At 50.3% G+C, this 17,307-nt stretch carries 23 protein-coding genes; 10 read left to right on the top strand and 13 right to left on the bottom strand.

The window, feature by feature from the left end; all coding sequences use genetic code 11:
• Nucleotides 1–30: 30 nt before the first annotated feature.
• From H6G00_RS01720 to H6G00_RS01705, 4 genes are read right to left on the bottom strand one after another with little or no spacing between them, the layout of a single operon-like run.
• On the bottom strand, nucleotides 31–1,713 hold the full coding sequence (locus H6G00_RS01720; RefSeq protein ID WP_190795376.1) for an AAA family ATPase: 1,683 nt from the start codon (nucleotides 1,711–1,713) through the stop codon (nucleotides 31–33).
• A 60-nt stretch (nucleotides 1,714–1,773) separates the two neighbouring features.
• A complete protein-coding gene (locus tag H6G00_RS01715; protein ID WP_190795375.1) occupies nucleotides 1,774–1,980 on the bottom strand; it encodes a hypothetical protein in 207 nt (68 codons plus the stop codon).
• Between the two features lie 4 nt (nucleotides 1,981–1,984).
• Nucleotides 1,985–2,479, bottom strand: a complete 495-nt coding sequence (locus H6G00_RS01710) for a DUF1257 domain-containing protein (RefSeq protein ID WP_190795374.1) — start codon at nucleotides 2,477–2,479, stop codon at nucleotides 1,985–1,987.
• A gap of 20 nt (nucleotides 2,480–2,499) precedes the next feature.
• Entirely contained in the window at nucleotides 2,500–3,699 is a 1,200-nt protein-coding gene (locus H6G00_RS01705; RefSeq protein ID WP_190795373.1) for a hypothetical protein, read from the bottom strand.
• Between the two features lie 328 nt (nucleotides 3,700–4,027).
• On the opposite strand from H6G00_RS01705, the gene H6G00_RS01700 reads away from it, so the two are divergent.
• From H6G00_RS01700 to H6G00_RS01680, 5 genes are all read left to right on the top strand, one after another.
• A complete protein-coding gene (locus H6G00_RS01700; RefSeq protein ID WP_190795372.1) occupies nucleotides 4,028–5,035 on the top strand; it encodes a tyrosine-type recombinase/integrase in 1,008 nt (335 codons plus the stop codon).
• A 67-nt stretch (nucleotides 5,036–5,102) separates the two neighbouring features.
• Nucleotides 5,103–6,128, top strand: coding sequence for a hypothetical protein (locus H6G00_RS01695; protein ID WP_190795371.1), 1,026 nt, complete (start codon nucleotides 5,103–5,105; stop codon nucleotides 6,126–6,128).
• A 15-nt stretch (nucleotides 6,129–6,143) separates the two neighbouring features.
• Nucleotides 6,144–6,428 (top strand): hypothetical protein, encoded by a 285-nt coding sequence (locus H6G00_RS01690; protein ID WP_190795370.1) that lies wholly within the window; start codon nucleotides 6,144–6,146, stop codon nucleotides 6,426–6,428.
• A complete protein-coding gene (locus H6G00_RS01685) occupies nucleotides 6,415–6,633 on the top strand; it encodes a hypothetical protein (protein ID WP_190795369.1) in 219 nt (72 codons plus the stop codon). The genes H6G00_RS01690 and H6G00_RS01685 overlap by 14 nt, the downstream gene beginning before the upstream one ends.
• A complete protein-coding gene (locus H6G00_RS01680) occupies nucleotides 6,633–6,869 on the top strand; it encodes a hypothetical protein (RefSeq protein WP_190795368.1) in 237 nt (78 codons plus the stop codon). Before H6G00_RS01685 ends, H6G00_RS01680 begins: the two co-directional genes overlap by 1 nt.
• A gap of 129 nt (nucleotides 6,870–6,998) precedes the next feature.
• Here the strand turns inward: H6G00_RS01680 and H6G00_RS01675 are convergent, their stop codons facing one another.
• The 5 genes from H6G00_RS01675 to H6G00_RS36480 are packed head-to-tail and all read right to left on the bottom strand — an operon-like array spanning nucleotide 6,999 to nucleotide 11,244.
• Nucleotides 6,999–7,334, bottom strand: coding sequence for a hypothetical protein (locus tag H6G00_RS01675; RefSeq protein WP_190795367.1), 336 nt, complete (start codon nucleotides 7,332–7,334; stop codon nucleotides 6,999–7,001).
• Complete coding sequence (locus H6G00_RS01670; RefSeq protein WP_190795366.1) at nucleotides 7,327–7,827, bottom strand: hypothetical protein; 501 nt, start codon at nucleotides 7,825–7,827, stop codon at nucleotides 7,327–7,329. The genes H6G00_RS01675 and H6G00_RS01670 overlap by 8 nt, the downstream gene beginning before the upstream one ends.
• Nucleotides 7,824–8,279, bottom strand: coding sequence for a hypothetical protein (locus H6G00_RS01665; protein ID WP_190795365.1), 456 nt, complete (start codon nucleotides 8,277–8,279; stop codon nucleotides 7,824–7,826). The genes H6G00_RS01670 and H6G00_RS01665 overlap by 4 nt, the downstream gene beginning before the upstream one ends.
• A complete protein-coding gene (locus tag H6G00_RS01660; RefSeq protein ID WP_190795364.1) occupies nucleotides 8,269–9,963 on the bottom strand; it encodes a hypothetical protein in 1,695 nt (564 codons plus the stop codon). The genes H6G00_RS01665 and H6G00_RS01660 overlap by 11 nt, the downstream gene beginning before the upstream one ends.
• A 3-nt stretch (nucleotides 9,964–9,966) precedes the next feature.
• Entirely contained in the window at nucleotides 9,967–11,244 is a 1,278-nt protein-coding gene (locus H6G00_RS36480; protein ID WP_190795363.1) for a phage integrase N-terminal SAM-like domain-containing protein, read from the bottom strand.
• Between the two features lie 354 nt (nucleotides 11,245–11,598).
• On the opposite strand from H6G00_RS36480, the gene H6G00_RS01650 reads away from it, so the two are divergent.
• Genes H6G00_RS01650 through H6G00_RS01640 form a run of 3 tightly spaced genes read left to right on the top strand, consistent with a single transcriptional unit; the run spans nucleotide 11,599 to nucleotide 14,845 of the window.
• A complete protein-coding gene (locus H6G00_RS01650) occupies nucleotides 11,599–12,357 on the top strand; it encodes a hypothetical protein (protein ID WP_190795362.1) in 759 nt (252 codons plus the stop codon).
• A gap of 5 nt (nucleotides 12,358–12,362) precedes the next feature.
• Nucleotides 12,363–13,118 carry a helix-turn-helix domain-containing protein gene (locus H6G00_RS01645; RefSeq protein WP_190795361.1) on the top strand — a complete coding sequence of 252 codons (756 nt, stop codon included), beginning with the start codon at nucleotides 12,363–12,365 and terminating at the stop codon, nucleotides 13,116–13,118.
• The gene (locus H6G00_RS01640) at nucleotides 13,118–14,845 is read left to right on the top strand and encodes a terminase (protein WP_190795360.1); all 1,728 of its coding nucleotides are present in this window, start codon (nucleotides 13,118–13,120) and stop codon (nucleotides 14,843–14,845) included. The genes H6G00_RS01645 and H6G00_RS01640 overlap by 1 nt, the downstream gene beginning before the upstream one ends.
• 7 nt (nucleotides 14,846–14,852) lie before the next feature.
• On the opposite strand, the gene H6G00_RS01635 is transcribed toward H6G00_RS01640, so the two are convergent.
• The 3 genes from H6G00_RS01635 to H6G00_RS01625 are packed head-to-tail and all read right to left on the bottom strand — an operon-like array spanning nucleotide 14,853 to nucleotide 15,973.
• Nucleotides 14,853–15,077 carry a hypothetical protein gene (locus H6G00_RS01635; RefSeq protein WP_190795359.1) on the bottom strand — a complete coding sequence of 75 codons (225 nt, stop codon included), beginning with the start codon at nucleotides 15,075–15,077 and terminating at the stop codon, nucleotides 14,853–14,855.
• Nucleotides 15,078–15,088: 11 nt separating this feature from the next.
• Complete coding sequence (locus tag H6G00_RS01630) at nucleotides 15,089–15,544, bottom strand: hypothetical protein (protein ID WP_190795358.1); 456 nt, start codon at nucleotides 15,542–15,544, stop codon at nucleotides 15,089–15,091.
• Nucleotides 15,545–15,553: 9 nt separating this feature from the next.
• Nucleotides 15,554–15,973, bottom strand: coding sequence for a hypothetical protein (locus H6G00_RS01625; RefSeq protein ID WP_190795357.1), 420 nt, complete (start codon nucleotides 15,971–15,973; stop codon nucleotides 15,554–15,556).
• A 220-nt stretch (nucleotides 15,974–16,193) separates the two neighbouring features.
• Here H6G00_RS01625 and H6G00_RS01620 point away from each other — a divergent pair, with 220 nt between their 5' ends.
• Together H6G00_RS01620 and H6G00_RS01615 are read left to right on the top strand one after the other, a co-directional pair.
• Nucleotides 16,194–16,508, top strand: coding sequence for a hypothetical protein (locus H6G00_RS01620; protein ID WP_190795356.1), 315 nt, complete (start codon nucleotides 16,194–16,196; stop codon nucleotides 16,506–16,508).
• A gap of 95 nt (nucleotides 16,509–16,603) precedes the next feature.
• Complete coding sequence (locus H6G00_RS01615) at nucleotides 16,604–16,840, top strand: hypothetical protein (RefSeq protein WP_190795355.1); 237 nt, start codon at nucleotides 16,604–16,606, stop codon at nucleotides 16,838–16,840.
• 4 nt (nucleotides 16,841–16,844) lie between these two features.
• On the opposite strand, the gene H6G00_RS01610 is transcribed toward H6G00_RS01615, so the two are convergent.
• Nucleotides 16,845–17,300 carry a hypothetical protein gene (locus tag H6G00_RS01610; RefSeq protein WP_190795354.1) on the bottom strand — a complete coding sequence of 152 codons (456 nt, stop codon included), beginning with the start codon at nucleotides 17,298–17,300 and terminating at the stop codon, nucleotides 16,845–16,847.
• Nucleotides 17,301–17,307 lie beyond the last annotated feature (7 nt).

Here is a 17,307-nt window from a genome sequence, read left to right as displayed (position 1 = left end):
CAGTTGAGAAGCGATCGCCCACAGTTGGCGTTACAGTTTAATGTTGCGCGTCGTTGTACGGGCTACGGTTTTCTTCTCCACTTCCTCTTCAGGAGTTGAAGCGGGTCTGAAATTCTTCACATGCTCACGGTATTCCTGGAATGCTTCAGGACTCTGTTGAGCCTGTGGCACCATGCGCTCTAGCACTTTTTTGAAGTCCTGGAGTTCAACCGCGAACGGCAAACTAGCCTTAATGCAGCGGCTTTGCGCCGTCACCACTGCTTCTTCAACCATGTCGGCGAGTTCTGCGCCAACCCAATCTTTTGTGCTTCTAACTAGCTCGACCAGCCCAGTATCGGGTAGTCTTAGCTCATATTTGCCCAGGTGAATGTCCAGGATTTGCGCCCGTTCCTTAGAGGTAGGCACATCCAGTTTGAACACAGCATTGAATCGTCCAGAGCGGCTGAATTCACTCGGTAATCCATCAATCCGGTTAGCGGTTGCTACCACAAACACAGGGGCCTTTCTGTCAGCCATCCAGGTCAAGAGCGTACCCAACACATCTTTGGCTGTGCCCCCATCGGTGACGGGCCCGCTGGCACCCGCTAGCGCTTTGTCTACTTCATCAAGCCACAACACACAGGGCGAAATTGTCTCCGCAATCCGCAGCATTTGCCGCAGCTTCTTGCCAGTCTCACCAACTAAACTGTCAAACAATCCGCCGATATCTATTCGGACGATGGGAAGCCCTAGCCGCTGCCCGATGCTCTTGGCACAAAGCGATTTACCTGTACCAGGAGGCCCAACCAGTAGAATGCCTTTTGGTGGTGGCAGATTCACCCCTGCGCCTTTGGCTTCAAGCTGGGTATGGAATAGTCCAACCCGTTCTTCTATCCATGCGTCTAACAGGTCGAAGCCTCCCACAGGCACTTCTGGAGGGGCTGAGAATTCAACGTTGTAAACGAGCAGTTTCTCAATCTTCCAAGCATTGATGAAATCAATTGTCCTGGAGTCAATCGCCCCATAGGTAATCACTGCCTCCTGCAAGGCAGTCTGATACTCGTTTTTGGTGAGCGATAACGCGGCTCTGTGCAGCCGTTGCCGCTCAGACTGGGAGAGGTTTATCTCCAGCTCTCTGCCATACGCTTCAACAGTTTTCCTGTTGAATTCATCGAGCATTAGATTAGTTATCTCTTCCAGTTCCCGTTGCTCAGGTGGGCTGTAGTGGAGGTGATGAACAACATTAAAGAAGTCGTTAGGGAAGCTCATATCTTGCCCCAAAATCACCATCCTTTTGGTGAATGGTGTCCAGGTTCTTTCGCCTCCCTCTTCAATCATTACCCCAGAATTGGGCAAGTCGCGCGAGAGGTTTTTGACAGCGCTAATCACTACTAACTCAGCGCGATCGCCCATCAAAAAGGGGTGAATGTCTCTGAAGATAAACAGCCCTGAATGTGGGTATTTATCCATCTTGTCCAGCGCTGGAACGGGGTCTAAGCACCCCTCGAACTCTTCTACCTCCTCAAACTCAATCCCTGAATTTCCGACTGGGATTACCTTACGAAACCCTTTGGCAAAGTCCCACAAAAAGATAGAGTTTTGAAGCTCTAGCGGGAGTGCCACATTACGGGCGATCGCATCTACGATGTCCTCAACTTCAGAGCTGGGGGAGTCGAGGGACACGATACCAACATTTGCACGGAACTTGTTCCGCATTCTATCTAGCCAAACCATGAATTTCTCCTAGTGAACGGATTTGAACGATTTGAAAATGAACGTGTGAGGAGCGAACGATTAGCCGCCGATGCGGTTGTGTTTCTGGTTCTGTACGTGAGTCTGATTGCGGCGCAATTCAGGTTTGGGAGTGAACTCTTCCTCGCCCCCCATTGCCTCTTTAATTTCTGCCACAGCAGACAAACAGGCATCACCTTCAAACCCATCCAGGTTAAGGGTTGTTTGGGCGGTCGTTAGGTCAATGCGAATCGTGATTATTTCTTTCATGGGGTTATCTCCTTACTTGGTTGTGGCGGGTTGCAGTTGAACGTGTGGCGGTCTTAGTTTGTGCAGTCGTGCGTTGAGCTGTTCGCACCATTTTGATGGTCAGTTGACCGTCTATAACTTGCTCGGAGTCAACCTTGAACCCCTTTGCCTGAAGGATTCTAAGGTTTGTTGTACGGGCATATTGCACCATCACATCCCCGCCAACTCCCTCGCGTCCCCAAGCAATCAATCCTTTGCGGCAGCTCTCCACATCCCAGAGGTCTGCAACCACCTCATAGGAATTGTTTTTGGGGTTGAACTTAAACCCAATGTCACTGCGCCCACCCCAGCTATGGCGAGAAACAGCAATATCAACATAATTGCTACGCCCGTCATAATCGCAAACTTCGATCGTCTTCCCAGCTTCAGCAACCTGGGGGTCTAGCCCCATCTCCCGAAGCGTTGCTATCAGAATTTCCCGGTCAACTAACTGGCTTCTAAGCCTCGAAAAGTGTGACATAACTCTCCTTGAGTGAACAGTTAAAACAACATCCCTTGAGCGGCACGGGAACGATGCCCCATTGCGCCGCTCACACCTCGAACCTCGTCAAGCTGCTTTCGCAGCTCAACAAGCTTTTGGCTGAGTACCACAGTTCCGCTCTGCCTTGCAGCGGTAAACTGGGTATCTCGCAGCTCATTCACCAAATCTTCCAAAGAACCGTCAAAGCCCATCAGCGTCTCTAAACGCTCTAAGTTCTCCCGGATTCTCTTCTTGGTGTGAGCCTGCACATCTTGAACCTGCATTTTCTCTAAAGTGTTCAGGTTCTCAGCCACAATTCCAATCACTTCTTCCTTGACGGTTGTTAAACCTTCCTGGAATGCTTCGTGAACGCCCTTCACCCATTCCTGATGGAACTGCTGGGCTTGCTCAGATTCAGCTTGGCGAATTTTAGCTTCCGCCTGCCGCGCGATCGCTTCCGCCAGGTCTGCATCTTCCTTGGATTGTTCAACCAGACTGGGCACTCTGCCGCCCCAGTCTTCTGTAACTTTGAAACTCTTTTCAACTTTTTCACGGGTCGGAAACTTCTCGGCGTAGATGGGTAAAATGCTCTGAATTTTTTCTTCAGTCATTCGCACGAAAAAAGGCTCAATTGTTGAGTCTTTTTGTCGTGCGGCTTCAACTTCCTGAGAGCGCTGAAGTTCGGAACGCTGAGCAGCGTAGAGAATGCTAGCCACCTCAGCGAGGTACTGCTCAAAATTCTCGTCATAGGCATCGAGCGTTTCTGCCTTGAGACGACTGCATTCTTGGTGCATTTCGTTTACCAGCTCTCGCACTGCCTCGATATCGCGCTCACTGATGAACCAATACGGTTCCGAATAAATCATGTAGCGCCTTTGAAGTTTTTTCTTTAACCCCTCTAACTTGTTCGCACTCTTCTCCAGAGTCCGAAAGATAGTCAACGTTGGCTGTGAAACTCTCGTTTCCTCCAGCGCATTAACAATCTCTTCCGGTAATCCCATCTCCCTGTATTTCAGAGAGACAGAACGAGTTCCTACACTGATTCCAATCCGCAATAGGTAGATTGCGGTATTCCTGAACATCTCCAGATTGCGCCGTCTATTTCTGACACCGGGAACAGCAGTTTCCCCACTTTCCCGGCGATTTTGAATTAGCTGACTGACAACCGGAGCTACGCCCTGCGGGATTGAAACCCGCTCTTGAACTTTGGTTTTCGGCATAACTACAACTTAGTGAACGTAGTACTATTATACCACACATTAGATATGAAGTCAAATGCAAAAACCGAAGCAGGTTTAGTAAGTTTCCAGGAATTACGGCTGAATGCGGGTTACAATCGACATAGGCTAGCAGAGATTAGATGACAAGTCAGATACGGGTAGGGTGCCTGAGCGATTGAACTGGGCGATCGCCATTCGGGAATTTTGAAGATAGATAGCGTAAAACAGATCGCGTAATCATGTATTGCGCGAAAAGTTTTTTGATTACTAAAAAGTTACTTATGAGAATAAGGCTTCTCGAAAGTTACTTCTGAATTAGGTCACAAAAATGTCTCAAATTACAGTCGTGAATTCCCAGATCAGCCAAATCCCCTCCAGCGGGTTTTTGGCTGACAATTTCCAAGAACTTTCCCAAAATCTCAACCCCGTTGAGGTTTATCTCGAAAAGCTATCCCCCGGCTCGGTTCGCTCAGTTTTGGGATGCCTCAATGTTGTGGCGGGTCTGGTCAGTGACGGATTGATTGATGCTCATCAATTCGAGTGGCATCGACTGAGCTACCACCACAGCGTTAAAATCTTCGCGAAGCTGCGAAGCCGCTATAAGCCGCGAACTTACAACAAAATTCGCGCAGCTTTCCGCAGAGTTTTAGAGGAATGCTGGCGGCTGGGACTGATGAGCGTCGAAGAATATCACCGCGCCGCTGACGTGCCGTGCGCCAAAGTGGATTCGGGTGAATTGGCGGGGCGAGAGATTAGCCCCAATGAAGCAACCAATCTGTTTAAAGTGTGCGGGGAAGATGCGCGGCCCGCTGGAATTCGCGACACGGCAATTCTTGCCCTCATGTATGGGGGTGGCCCGCGCCGCAGTGAAGTCGTTGGCTTGAACGTTGAGGACTTCACACCCAGCACCGGCGCTTTAAACATTCGCAAAGGAAAAGGCGGTAAGACCCGCGAAGTTTATTTGCCTCCTGATGCGATCGCCGCCATCAACCGATGGCTTGATGTTCGCTCGCACGAACCAGGCGCACTCTTCTGCCCAATCTCGCGCGGCGACAATATTCTCTACCGTCGCATGAGTGCCCAGGCAATCTACGAAATTCTGAGCCGCCGCGTCGGTCGGGTCAACTTGATGCCATCCGCCACAATGGAGCGCTGTTCACCGCACGATTTTCGCCGAACGGCCGCAGGCAACCTGCTCGATGCAGGCGTGGACTTGGCTACCACTAGCCAAATTCTCGGTCACGCCCAAGTGGACACAACCGCCAAATACGATCGGCGGGGTAAACGGGCGAAGCAATCAGCCGCGCAATTGATCAGCATTCCACTTCCTAGCTAAGAGGCGATCGCCCCCACCTGATCTGTGAGCGCTATCATCTGTTGGAAAGCCGTGTTTGTTAGTCAGTATGGTACAACCATCAATTACCGAGCAGATCAAGGGGCGTTCCAATTGGAAAGAGGAACGCAAACGCTGGGAGGCAACGATTTCTAAAGAAGCTTTCGCGGTGTGGCACTCGAAAGTCATTCCCCGAATGGAGCAAATTCTGCTGCGAGAGAACAAGGAAAAGTCTGCGGCAAGTTGCTATGGAACCTGGAAGGATACGGGTGTGCAGACAATTGCGCTCTACTTCCTGATTCACACCGACCCCGTTAACCCGGATGAGGTTAACGCGATCGCCCATGAAATTCCCAGCCGCAACCTGAAGAAGGAGCTGGGTGAATTCGGGTGCCCGAAAGAGTTGATTCAAGCCTGCAAAAAGCAAAATCCCAGAAGGCAATTAATCACGGTGTTTGTGCATCTGCCGCTCACTGTGTTGAACTGGCACTTGGATGAATTTGAGGAAGAATTTCTAGCGCAGCAGTGGGCATCGATCAAGCCCAGGGAATCTGAATTCTTCAACACTCCATCCGATTTGATCGAAGCGCTTGGAGGGATTAATGAAAAGCAAATCGATGCGTACCAAACGCCTGACAGCAGATCGAGAATAGAGCGATTTATTGATGACAATGGCAAGCTGCTGATTCCAATTGGATTAGCGGGTTACGTTGCACTCCAAAAGAAAGGGGTTGTTTTGGTTCTCAAAGAGGGCGAAGATTGGACAGCCCGATATCTCACAGAAGATCAGGTGCCAGCCATCATTTATGACTACCAAGACCCAGGTTCTAAAGTAGAACACTACCTGAAAACCTACGAGCCTGAAACGTCCGTAGTAATTGTGGTAATGTACCCTCGAAATGCAACCTACAAATGCTATAAGGCTTCAATCCTTGTCTACCCGCCAAAGCCAATGGTACCGATGATGATTCACAACGTCGAGCGGTTCTTGCCTCCAATTTCTCCCTCACTTCAGCAAGCGAAAGATGGGGTCAGTGATCAACTGGAACGCGAAAACGTTCGATTAGAACCCAAGTATCACGGCATTACCTACTGAATTTCAGGAGTACCAATGAGAGATAGAGATATAAGTTGGGATGATTTTTCAGGCAAACCTGAAGAGTTGGTTCAGTGGCTTGCCGATTCTCAAGGGATATCAGTCGAAGCGGCACAGCGCCGAGCGATCGCCGAAGCTGTTTATTTTCAAAGAGAAAGGATGGAGGGAGGAACTATCTTGGTTATGAAAAAGAAGAAAAATCCCTTCCCGCTAAGCTTAGTTCGCCCATACGAAGTAGTCATCAGCGAAGTTGAGCAACGGTTTCCTACTGACCATGAAGGCAAGTATGAACGCGCTTAGGGCATGGCAAATTTTTGATTCGATTTGCCTAATTGCGATCGCGATCGCCTCGCTCGTCTTTCCAGAGGAATTACCGCCCACTATTGAGAAAGTGGCGGCTACTATCCTCATCGTGGCGCTTTTGGGGCACTGGATAAGCTGGTTCAAGGAACGCCGGATTCACAAAAATTTAGCAGCTGCTAAATTTTTGGAGGACAAACCCTAATGCCTGCCGATGCCTACAAGCCGCCAGATCCAAGGTTCCCCAGCATCACTTGCCCACAATGCCGCAGAACCAGCTACAACTGGGGCGATATCCAAAACAGATATTGCAACGCCTGCAAGCAGTTCCATGAAGAGATGGGCCTGCAGCAGGAGGGCGATCGCCTGCCCGATTCCGATATTTTCCTAGTGGAAGGTGTTGAGGAACTTCCACTAGGAAAAGATTCTCAGCCTGAATGAGGGCGCTTCGCCTGCGACTCCAGCCCCTCTACAAAAGCTGCTGCAACTTTGTGGGCAGTTGAAACCTGCGCTCCGAATATTAGACAAGTCGTTACAATCCAGTCGGCGAGCTCCTGGTAGGTCATCTTCTCAACTGGCTTGTTCATGCCCATCGTCTTCATCCGCAACAAAGCAAAACTCATCAACAAAGACCGCATCGAGCAGCCCTTGCCGAAGTTGAATTAGAAGCGATCGCAACTCTGATGCAAACCGCTCCGGCTCCATCGTTTTGGTGATGCGCGATGAGCGTCCCGGTTTTGCATTTTCTACAACCGTTGCCACCACTTCGCCGTCAAGCTGAATGTCTGTCCCTGTCTTAAGTGTCCCTTCGGCGCGAAGTTGTGACACCAATTCTTCAAAGGTCAGCGTGGCATCAGCAGCTTTTGCTGTTCGTCGGGATTGACGACGGGTTTTTGGTTCAGTCATTGGATTCCTCCCTGAGTCGCTTTAACTCTGCTGGGGTAAGCATTTGTAGCCGTCCAACTGTTAGCCCCAACTTTAGCCCAAATTTTACGACTGAAGAATCACTCGCTCGCAGTGCAAATGCTGAAGCAATTTGCATCAGCCGATGGATTGCCTCTTCATCCGTCTCGGCGTTGGGATTGGTGGAAGCGATCGCCTCAGCTTCTGCCATCAGCCCATCAACCTCAGATTGAGGCATCGGCACTACCAAACCTCGAATAGTCGAGAGGTCTATAGCCTTCTCCATTTGCGGGCCGCCGCGAAGCAGTTCCTCTAGCCGCTGCCGACTGGCTTCATAGTCGGCTTCAGTTTTACGCAACCACAGGAATGTGTGGATTGCATAGGCGAAGCCGCCTGATATAACTACCCAAAACATCCAAGTTGGGCCCTGGGACAGCACAGTACCAATCGACCAGCCAACCAGCAATGGCAGCAAAATTCTAAATGCAATTTTCATGAGAATGGGAATTTAGCATCCTGTTGCCATAACTCTACAACTAGCGCTGACTTTGGGGCATACAAAACCCCGTCAAATAACCACTCCAATTTAGTTGGGTCTTTCATCCGTTCACGCCTTGAGTTGTAGACGATCAGCACATCATTTTCGCGAGAGCCAGCACGCTCTAATAGTGGAGATGAGGCGAGCAATTGCACTGATGGATGCAGTTCATACAGCCCTCGCGCGAGCGAAACCCCCAACTCTTTTTTGCCTGGGAAGACTGCACATTCATCCATCCATTTCAGCGAACTGGGCGTGAGCAGCACAGTGTCAGGGACTTCCAGCCCGTAGGAGTCTTCATAAATTTTGTGCAGCGCTGCCCACAGTAGCCCAACTACATCTTCCGGTTCAGAGTGCAGGTTGATCGAGATGGGCGATCGCACCGTCGGCAACATCGGACTAACTTGCATCGTGAATTGTGACACCGCAGGTAATCAGGAAGCTCTGAATAAACTCCATCGATTCTAGATAATTTTCAATTTGCACTAGCCTTGAGCCAGCCAATTTTTCAACCCTGCTTCGGCGAATGAGCAGCCGATACTGAGGTGGGGTTAGCGCATGAGAAGTGTTGACGTAGTTCAACAGGTTTCTCGCACTGATTCTAATCGCGCTATTTTCCGAGCGGAACAGCAGTTTCATCGCCAGTTCTCTGAACCTATGTAGGTCGGTCGATCCAGAAATGCAGGATGCTGCAATCTGCCCTAATTCGATTGATATTGCCTCAGTTTCCTTGCCGCCCAAGGGGTTCGACGCTTTTTGCTCTGAAATGAGCGGCCGCCACAAAGCTGCTTTGAGCGCTTCAATCCGCTCAATTTGCTCCAGCGGGTGGACTCTTGCCGTCTCATCCCATTCCAGATGAAAGCATTCCGCGAAAGCCGCATCCTGAATGGGCGGATTGAGGTAGGTGCTTACCTCAAACTCGATTGAGATTATGCGCGGCAACTCTCCTTCCATGCTTTCCCCAACGCTTCTGAGCATTGCCCGATAGCGGTAAGTGATGCGATCGCCTCGGTCAAATCGCTGAAATTTCTCCAGCATCCTGCTCTCCATGTAGTCACGCGGATACTGCCTGGAATAATCCAGCTCAATCTCTAACGCCCGACCGTTATAGCGAACCTGGCAATGAGTGAAATCGTTGAATGTACGCCCCTCCAACACCAGCATGGGACGACCAGGCAAAACATTGCTGCCCCTGGCTGGAGCATCAAATATTAGATCCCAACGCTGGGGCGATCGCACTTGCCCCATCTCCTGAAGTCTGCCGTAAAGCTCAGATCTATCCCGCTCACTCAGCCTTATCTGATAGCGGTTAGTGGCGCGAAGCGTTTCCCGATCAAAACCGCGTACCTCGTCAAAAACTTCGATTACGTGCTGCACGATTTGCGGCTCTGCCTGCAACTGGGTCAGATCAAAGTTGCGTTGTGCCCCACAAAAGGAATAAACATATAGCCCATTCCTACGGGCCACCTGGTAGGGGATACCCAACTCCCGCACCAATTCACGTAGGTTGCTGTCTTGCCCCACCCCTACCCGAATTTGCAAAAACCCCTCGCTCCCGCGTTCAACCTCAACATCTTCAACATCCCTCACCTCCATCCCGCACAGCCGTGCCTCCAGGCACCGCCCAATCTGTCGGCGACTAATCGGATGATGTCCAACCTGGCTGTACATCATCAAAAACATCCAGGTTCTAATCTGAGTCGCTTCCCAAGGTCGAATAGGCATAGTGTTTGGAGGATTGGGCGATCGCCGCCGCTGAATGGAGAATTGACCACACGAACACCCCACATGCAAAGGATTGGGCGATCGCCGACGGTCCGAAGGAATAGTGAACCCAGGATGATAATAGCGGCGAGGCACAATAATGCAATCAGGTTGTGGTGGGCCGCTCGGTCGCTGCACAAACGCTCTAAGTTCAGATAGCCAACCCTCTTCGGGTTCCAATCGGGCTAAATCAATCCCCATTAGGGCTTTAGCTAGCCCAGATAGAACCAATTTGGGAGGTGAGTTTTGAGGTTGCGATCGCGCCGACGGTAGCGAAAGTTTTTTGGGGTTTCGTCTGATTTTCTGATTTCTTTGCCAGCGCTGCGCCATAGGTCAGGGGGTGATGTTGAGTCCACGCACATCCACAATTTTGGCAGCGATCAAGTAAACCTGCGTGTGTTCTTTGTCCCGCAGCTTGACTAGAATCGCGTCCAGTTTAGATGACTTCATTTCATAGCAAGCATCTCGCAACTCTTTGTAGAACTTAGGCTGAATCAAGTTTTGAGTGTCAAGCATTACTGATTTTCTAATTGGAAAATCAGCAGCTATTTTCTCGTTTACCAGATACCCAATCTTCAGGCTGTCCATCAAAACAACCAGCATGTTACCTGCACTCAGTTTTGAGCGCAGTTTGATCAGCGCCTCCCGCTCTGCTGAAGGGCTATCGCCAAAGTCTATGTCTACCTCAAAAGCTTCCTGCTCAGCCCCAAACCGCAGCAGAGAACGAATTACCGCATGAGCATAGGTCACGGTGGTAGGAGCAAGTTCACGCGCTCTGAGGGCTTCTAAATAGCCCTCCAAGTCCTCATTTGTGATCATTGCCCCCGATAGCGGTCTATCTAGGAACCCGATAAAGTCTTTGGCATAGCTTAGATACTGCTGTTTTGCCGTGATCTCCTTCGACTCTATCCAGCTTTCGAGGAAGTCTTCATTGGTCGCAGCCTGCACAGGCACAGGAGTATCTAGCCTTACGTGCAGCCCTCGCAGCTCTCCTACATTTATCGTTTCCAGTCCGTGCAATAGCTCAATGTGCGTCACCTGAATCGACTTTCTTTTGCCGTCCTCAAACCTTTTGAACGTGACGCTTTCAGAAGGTAGATTAGGGCTGGGGCGGCGCAACAGCAATAACCCCTCATCTTCTAGCCCCAACATCCACTCGTTCAGGTTGGCAAATGAGCAGTATTGTTTAAGCTGCTCTACGGCTGGTTTAGCAGGGATTAGCCCCGCGTCCTCCCATTCCTCCAGCAGGAATGCATAAACCTCCTGAGCGCTGGTCAGGGGCTTTGCTACGGGCAACTGGCAAGCCCAGGTCAGCAGGAATGCAATCAGCGCCTTTTTGCTCTCAATCTGCCGTTCCTCAGCAAACTGAGTAATGAAGGCTAAAACGTCCTTCCTAGCCCGAAACATGACCGATTTCACGTTTGGGGCATTGTCTTCAAATCGGGGTGGCTGCTTCGGCGCTTTGCGCTTCCCCCGCACTTCAGCCAAACGCGATAGCAGCCGATTGCATAGGGCTGCATCCTTCTCCCCCGCTAACCTATGGCGTTCCAGGTCATCCCACAACGCTTGCGGGAGTGGGATCGTGAACCGATTGCTATTATCTTGAGGCACTTACTCAACATCCATTCAACTGTACTATTCTAACAGAATTTACTTATTGCGTCAAACTGTGACCAACAGGCAGAGAGGGGGTGTTAGTTCCAGGTTGTGACTGGGCATCTTTATTCATAACGAAGTTGTTTTATCTTCTTTTGGGCTGGAACGTGGCGCGTTCCGGTCATTCATGCGGCGAGCCGTGAGGCACTGCTGGGACCTCCAGTAGCGGGATTCAAACCCCTAGCCGCTCCAAACCTTTTACTAGTCGAATAGTGTGCGGTAATTGCGTACATCCCTTGCAGAATCAGCCCTTTGCACCCCCACAGAAGCCAAAGGGAACTCTAGGAGGGATGATTTACTGCTGCTGTCATGCCTCCTATAACCCGCAAGCTTGAGCGCAAGATTTACTCAATAGATCCCCGTAAACTAACGCTTCTGAGCCGCAATGCTCACTACATGACTGCTCGGCAGATGGAGCGTCTAAGCGGCAATGTAGCGAGAGATGGACTTCTAACCAGCGTCCCGCTGGTCTACTTCATTGAAGAAGAGTTGTTGGTACTCTCCGGCAACCACCGAGTCCAGTCGGCAATTAAGGCAGGGCTGGATGAAATTGATGTGATGGAAATCCTCACGCCTTTAACGGAAGAGGAGTTAGTTTCACTTCAGCTCAGTCATAACTCAATCGTCGGGCAGGATGATCCAACTATCCTGCTCGAACTGTATGAGGGATTGCCCCTCAACGAAAAGCTCTACTCTGGGCTAACTGATGATGATTTCAACATCGAACCGCTAGATTTATCAGGGTTATCGGTCAAAGCCCCTGACTATCAGGAAGTCAATCTATTGTTTTTGCCTAACGATGCAGATGCCCTCAAATCAGTCGTAGATATGCTGATGGAGCGCAAAAAGTTTAAGCCTGCTCTAGCTGCGTCCTACAACGATTTCAACCGCTTTTTCTCAACCATCGTCACCGTCAAAGAAAAGCTCCAAATTAGCAATACTGCCGTCGCCGTTAGATTGCTGATTGATTTGGCTGTAGAACGGCTGGAACAACTGGAGGCTGAAGAGGCAGAGGCAGCAGATCAGCCTACTGAAGCAGCTCCCGCACCGGAGCCAGTTGGAGTTTAGATAGTGTGGCTCGAAAGGCAATCCCCGTTACTGATGAGCTAAGAACCCACATCCAGCGGCTTGCTGCTCAGGGTTTAACTCAAGCATTAATCGCTCAGCAACTTGGCGTTTCTGGGCGAACTTTTGAGCGCTGGCTGGCTGATCCTTCAGTGCGCCAATCCTATCAGGATGGGAAGCAGGGGATAGCTGCAAACCCCCCTGTCTCCGTAGATTCACCCCCACCCACGCCTACGCCCAACCCCCCGCCACAATCCGCCATTAAGCCCGACATTATTCCGCCACAATCCGCCACAATCCCGACAAAACCCGCTACGTCCATCGCCTCACTCAAGCAAAGGCTTCAGGATAACCAGCCTAACGATCTGGCTCAAATCGAGATACTAGCAGGGTTTGGGCTTACGCTCGATCAGATTGCCATAACCATCGGCATCTCCCCTAGCACCCTCGATAAGTGGCTGAAAGACCCCGACATAAATACGCTCTATAAAAGGGGCAAGGCGAAGGCTGAGGCTGAGATTTCTAAGACCCTTTTCCAGAAAGCTCGCGACGGTAATATTCCTGCTCTCATTTGGTACGAGAAAACACGGTTCGGTCGAACTGAGAAGCGGCTAGATGAGATGGAAGCCCTCAAGGTTCTAGTCGAAGCGGGCTGGATTCCTGATTCAGTCGTGGAATTGGCTGGCACGAAAATTGATGAAACCCGTGATGCTCTGCGGGATGCATTCCAACAACGGCTGATGCCTTCAGCGGAGGCTAGCTGATGGGCAGTTATGCGGCGATCGCTCGCACCGTCAACAAAGCGCGTTCCACAATCCACGATTCCAAGCAGGATTCGGGCGAAACTTACCCCCCAGCACTTCAACAAACGCTCGAGGCGATCGCCTACCTGGAAGAGGATGAGGCAGAGCAAGAACTCATTGAGCAAACTAAAGCCCGATTTGCTCAATTCGATCGGGCAATCAAAGACCTTGAGTTTCGCGGCGCGGAGTTTGAGAAATGCCGAAAAAGTGCGGCGTATTTCCTCAAAACCTGGTGTTGGACGTATGACCCAAGGCGATCGCCTTCCACAATCCCGTTCAACCTGTTCCAGAAGCAGGAAGATTACCTCTACTGGCTAACCGACCGGATTAAGAGCAAAGAGTGCGGCATTGTCGAAAAGTCTCGCGACATGGGGCTAACGTGGCTGTGCGCTGGCTTCGCGGTGTGGCAGCTCATCTTTGTCCCTGGCTCAAAAGTTACGTTCGGGTCACGTAAGCAAGACTTGGTAGATAAGCTGGGCGATACTGATTCGATTTTCCAGAAAATGCGGCAGCTTCTGGAAACCTTACCGCTGTGGCTACGCCCCAAAGATTACAGCGATAACCTGCTCAAGATTATCAACAACGATAACGGCTCAATTGTCACCGGGGAATCGGGCGACAACATGGGCCGTGGAGGGCGATCGCGAATTTACTTCCTGGATGAATTCGCATTTGTTGCGCGTGCCAAAAATGTGGATGCAGCGGTTTCCAACAACGCGGATGTGAGAATCTACGTTTCCACACCCAATGGTGACGGGAATGTGTTTGCCAAAAAGCGCTTCAGCGGCAAACTACCAGCCTTTAGATTTCACTGGCTCGAAGACCCCAGAAAGAACGGCTGGTATGTCAAAAACAGTGAAGGCGAAATTGTTGCACGGGGCAACGGGCACGGGGCACCAAACGGCGCGATTTACCCCTGGTATATCAAGCAAAAAGATACGCTCGACCCCGTAGTTCTGGCGCAGGAAGTTGATATCGACTATGCCGCTTCTAAGGTCGGTGTCACGATTCCGAATGCTTGGATTATGGCAGCTATCAACCTGAAGCTGAACCCAATTGGCGATCGCGTTGCAGGGTTAGATATTGCCGATGAGGGCGGCGACTTGAACGTGTTGATTATTCGCCGCGGCCCAGTTGTGAAGCTCGAAGACATTGAATCGTGGAGTGAGGGCAATACGACCCAAACTGCATACCGTGCCAGAAACATTCTGGAATTCAAAAAAGTGCGGCACCTAAACTATGATGCGAACGGGTGTGGTGCTGGAGTGGGCGGAACGCTCAATAGCGCTGAAGATCTGCGCTTTACCCTTACAGGCATCATGGGCGGCGCGGGAGTGGGCGAGAAATTCTACTCGGAATACAACCGCAAAGCCAAAGATATGTTCAAAAATCTGAGGGCTGAGAGCTGGTGGAACATGCGGCGACGGTTCGAGAAAACTTACGAACACGTCAACAAAATTAAGGAACACCCGCTGAGCGAACTGATCAGCATCCCCAACCACACCGAACTCATCTCACAACTGGGTCAGCCGGAGTGGAGGTTTAACGATAAAGGTCAGATTGTGATTGAAGGGAAACCAGAGATGGCAAAACGCGGCGTGAAGAGTCCCGACTTTGCCGATGCCCTGGTTTATACCTTCACTGGAATTTCTTCGGCTGATAATCTGAGCTGGATTGGGAAGGCGTAGGCTAGTCTCATCCTGAGATTTTTGTCCACTCGCCGGGGCGATCGATCGCTTTTTGGGGCTTATCATGTGTTGCCTTTAGTACTAGTTCCCACTCGCTAGGATTGGTCAAATCCATTGTCCTTGCAACGGTTACGTGACTGCCGTAGTTGCCAGTCACGATATAGGTGTCTGCATCTAAAACACCTTTAACAATGTCTCCGATTTCTAGGGCTTTAAACTCTTCTGGGGTCATGGCGATCGCCTCTAGTGCTGAAACTCAATATAGTGCGGCTCTTTATCCCTAAAAGAGCCTATATCGGGCTTAGGATAGCCTACTATGAACCCTAAATCCTGAAATCTTTGATGAGCTAGCCACGCTTCATTTAAGGTTTTGTAGATTTTCGTCCCTTGAACCTTTAACTCACTAATTGCCCCAACAACTTCCGCTTCAACGCTGTAGGGGATTTTAACCCCTGAATCTGGGGCAATGATTCCCGTGACTGGAACTCCCCAACCTTTACCCCGGCTTCCCACAATCCCGTTGCCGATTAGCCAATTTCGGTCAAGGTGCTTTTGTTCGCAGAAATATAGAGCTTTTTCGATAAGCTCATCAGGGATAAAATATCGCCCGTCTTTGCTTGAGAAATGCAGGCAATAGTAGATGTCTCCCAATAGCTCTAGCGTTCCATCAATGGAGGTTGCAGCTTGCGCGTTAGTCATGGCGATCGCTCAGTCCAGGTAGATAGAAGATATCCCATCTTCGCGCCATCTTTCTTTGCTGACAAGAGCCGCTGAAACTGCCCCAACTTTGACCAACAGCCACCACCCTAAAAGGTATGCAGCTTTTTCGCGAAATGCTTCACTCCTATTGGATTTAAGCAGAGGGTTTCTGAGGAAATGTAAATAGTGCCCACCTTCATGAGCAAGGGTCATGAGTGCGTAGAGGGCAGAGGGTTCATTTATCAGAATCAACCTTTCCTCATAGAAAATCCGCCCAGCCACTTCTAATGAGGGGTCTATCTTGACTTGTGCGCCCAAACTTTCCAAATATCTGTGCAATCTGTCGATGCAGTTAGATTCATTCATCTGGGCGATCGCTCCTTCCACCTTTCCACTTTCAGAACGCTGTGAGATTCCGGTAAATAGCATTTTGTGTTTGTCCAGAAAACTGGGCGATCAGCGAGGTCGATGCGAACGAAATGCCAGGTTCCACCCCTCATTTTGCGATACCAGCGGAATTGGCTGAAAAAGTGAGAGAAAAAAGCGGAAACATCTCCCAAAACTATAGTGATTAGTCTAGTCATGTTTTAGCGATCGCCTCACTCCATTCGCTTATTATCGGCATAGTACCGTAATTCATTACGAACACATGAGTAGCCCATTATCCCCCACTCAGATAGCAGCATTTCAACTTGCGCTGAGGCACACAGAGCCGGGAGTTATTTTCATTGACGACATACCAGATGAACCAACCCAGGCGCTAGTCGCTAACTTGCAGGAAAGAATGGGAACAGCCTCAGTTCGGGCAGTGGCGTTTGTTGCTGCCAAAGATATCTCTGATCCTAATCTTCAGCGGGCTATCAACAGAGCTGACTTCAGCAAGCAGCGGTTGGTAGCACAGAGAGGGGACTGCTATACCTTCGACATCGCAGAGCTTCAGAAATATCTCGACTCGCTGGAGTAGGGTGGCGATCGCACCCGCCTCTAAGGAAAGACACTACATCTACAGGAGCGATCGCCACTCCTAAGATATCAATCTTGTGATTAATTGGGGCATCTATGACAATGATTAAATCCAGCAATGAGGTTGTTCTGTTCTACGTCCTAAAGCACCTTCCAGAGCTGGTAATTGAACAGTCAAATGGGCGTTGGAACTGGTGTTTCAGGTGCGTTGCATCTAAAGATTTGAAGGGATGCGAAAACGGGTTTGATGGCGCTGCTGAAGCGCTAGCTCACTTCGCGAGTTGGCTAGTTCAGACTGAGGATGAACAAAGAGAATTGAATGATGAGGATTGAGTCTCTACGAACCCTCGATCCTATCTCGTACTTCTTGTTCTTGCTCTAGGAGCTTAGCTGTCATTTCTGATAGGGCTTCAGCTCGAAGTGATGCCGCTTTCAACTGCTGATACCGTTCGATGGTTTCTCCAACTAGTCGGTCTAGATCAGCATGAAACCCTTGAAATAACCCGTGAACTAGCTCCCGGTCTAGCAACTGGTCGTCTTCAGGATGAGTGGCGATGTTAATCGTGACATTAAAAATGAGGGGCGCTTCTTTCACAGGGATGAGGCGATCGCCCTGCTCATTGAAGTGGGGGTGAGTCACCTCAGAATGCTCACCCTTCGCACGAAAGACCGGGGTAGGGGCTTCAGGTGCCTGGTCTGCCTCAGATGGGTCAACGTCCTCCGCTTCGCCGTTGTGATGGTAGGAAGTGGTGGGGCGATCGCCCTCTTCAGGGTTTGGGAATTCTGGGAGCATCCTGTAT

The organism is Leptolyngbya sp. FACHB-541 (genome assembly GCF_014695875.1).
In the GTDB taxonomy this organism is placed as follows: domain Bacteria; phylum Cyanobacteriota; class Cyanobacteriia; order Elainellales; family Elainellaceae; genus JAAUTN01.
This window is presented reverse-complemented; position numbering and strand designations above follow the sequence as displayed.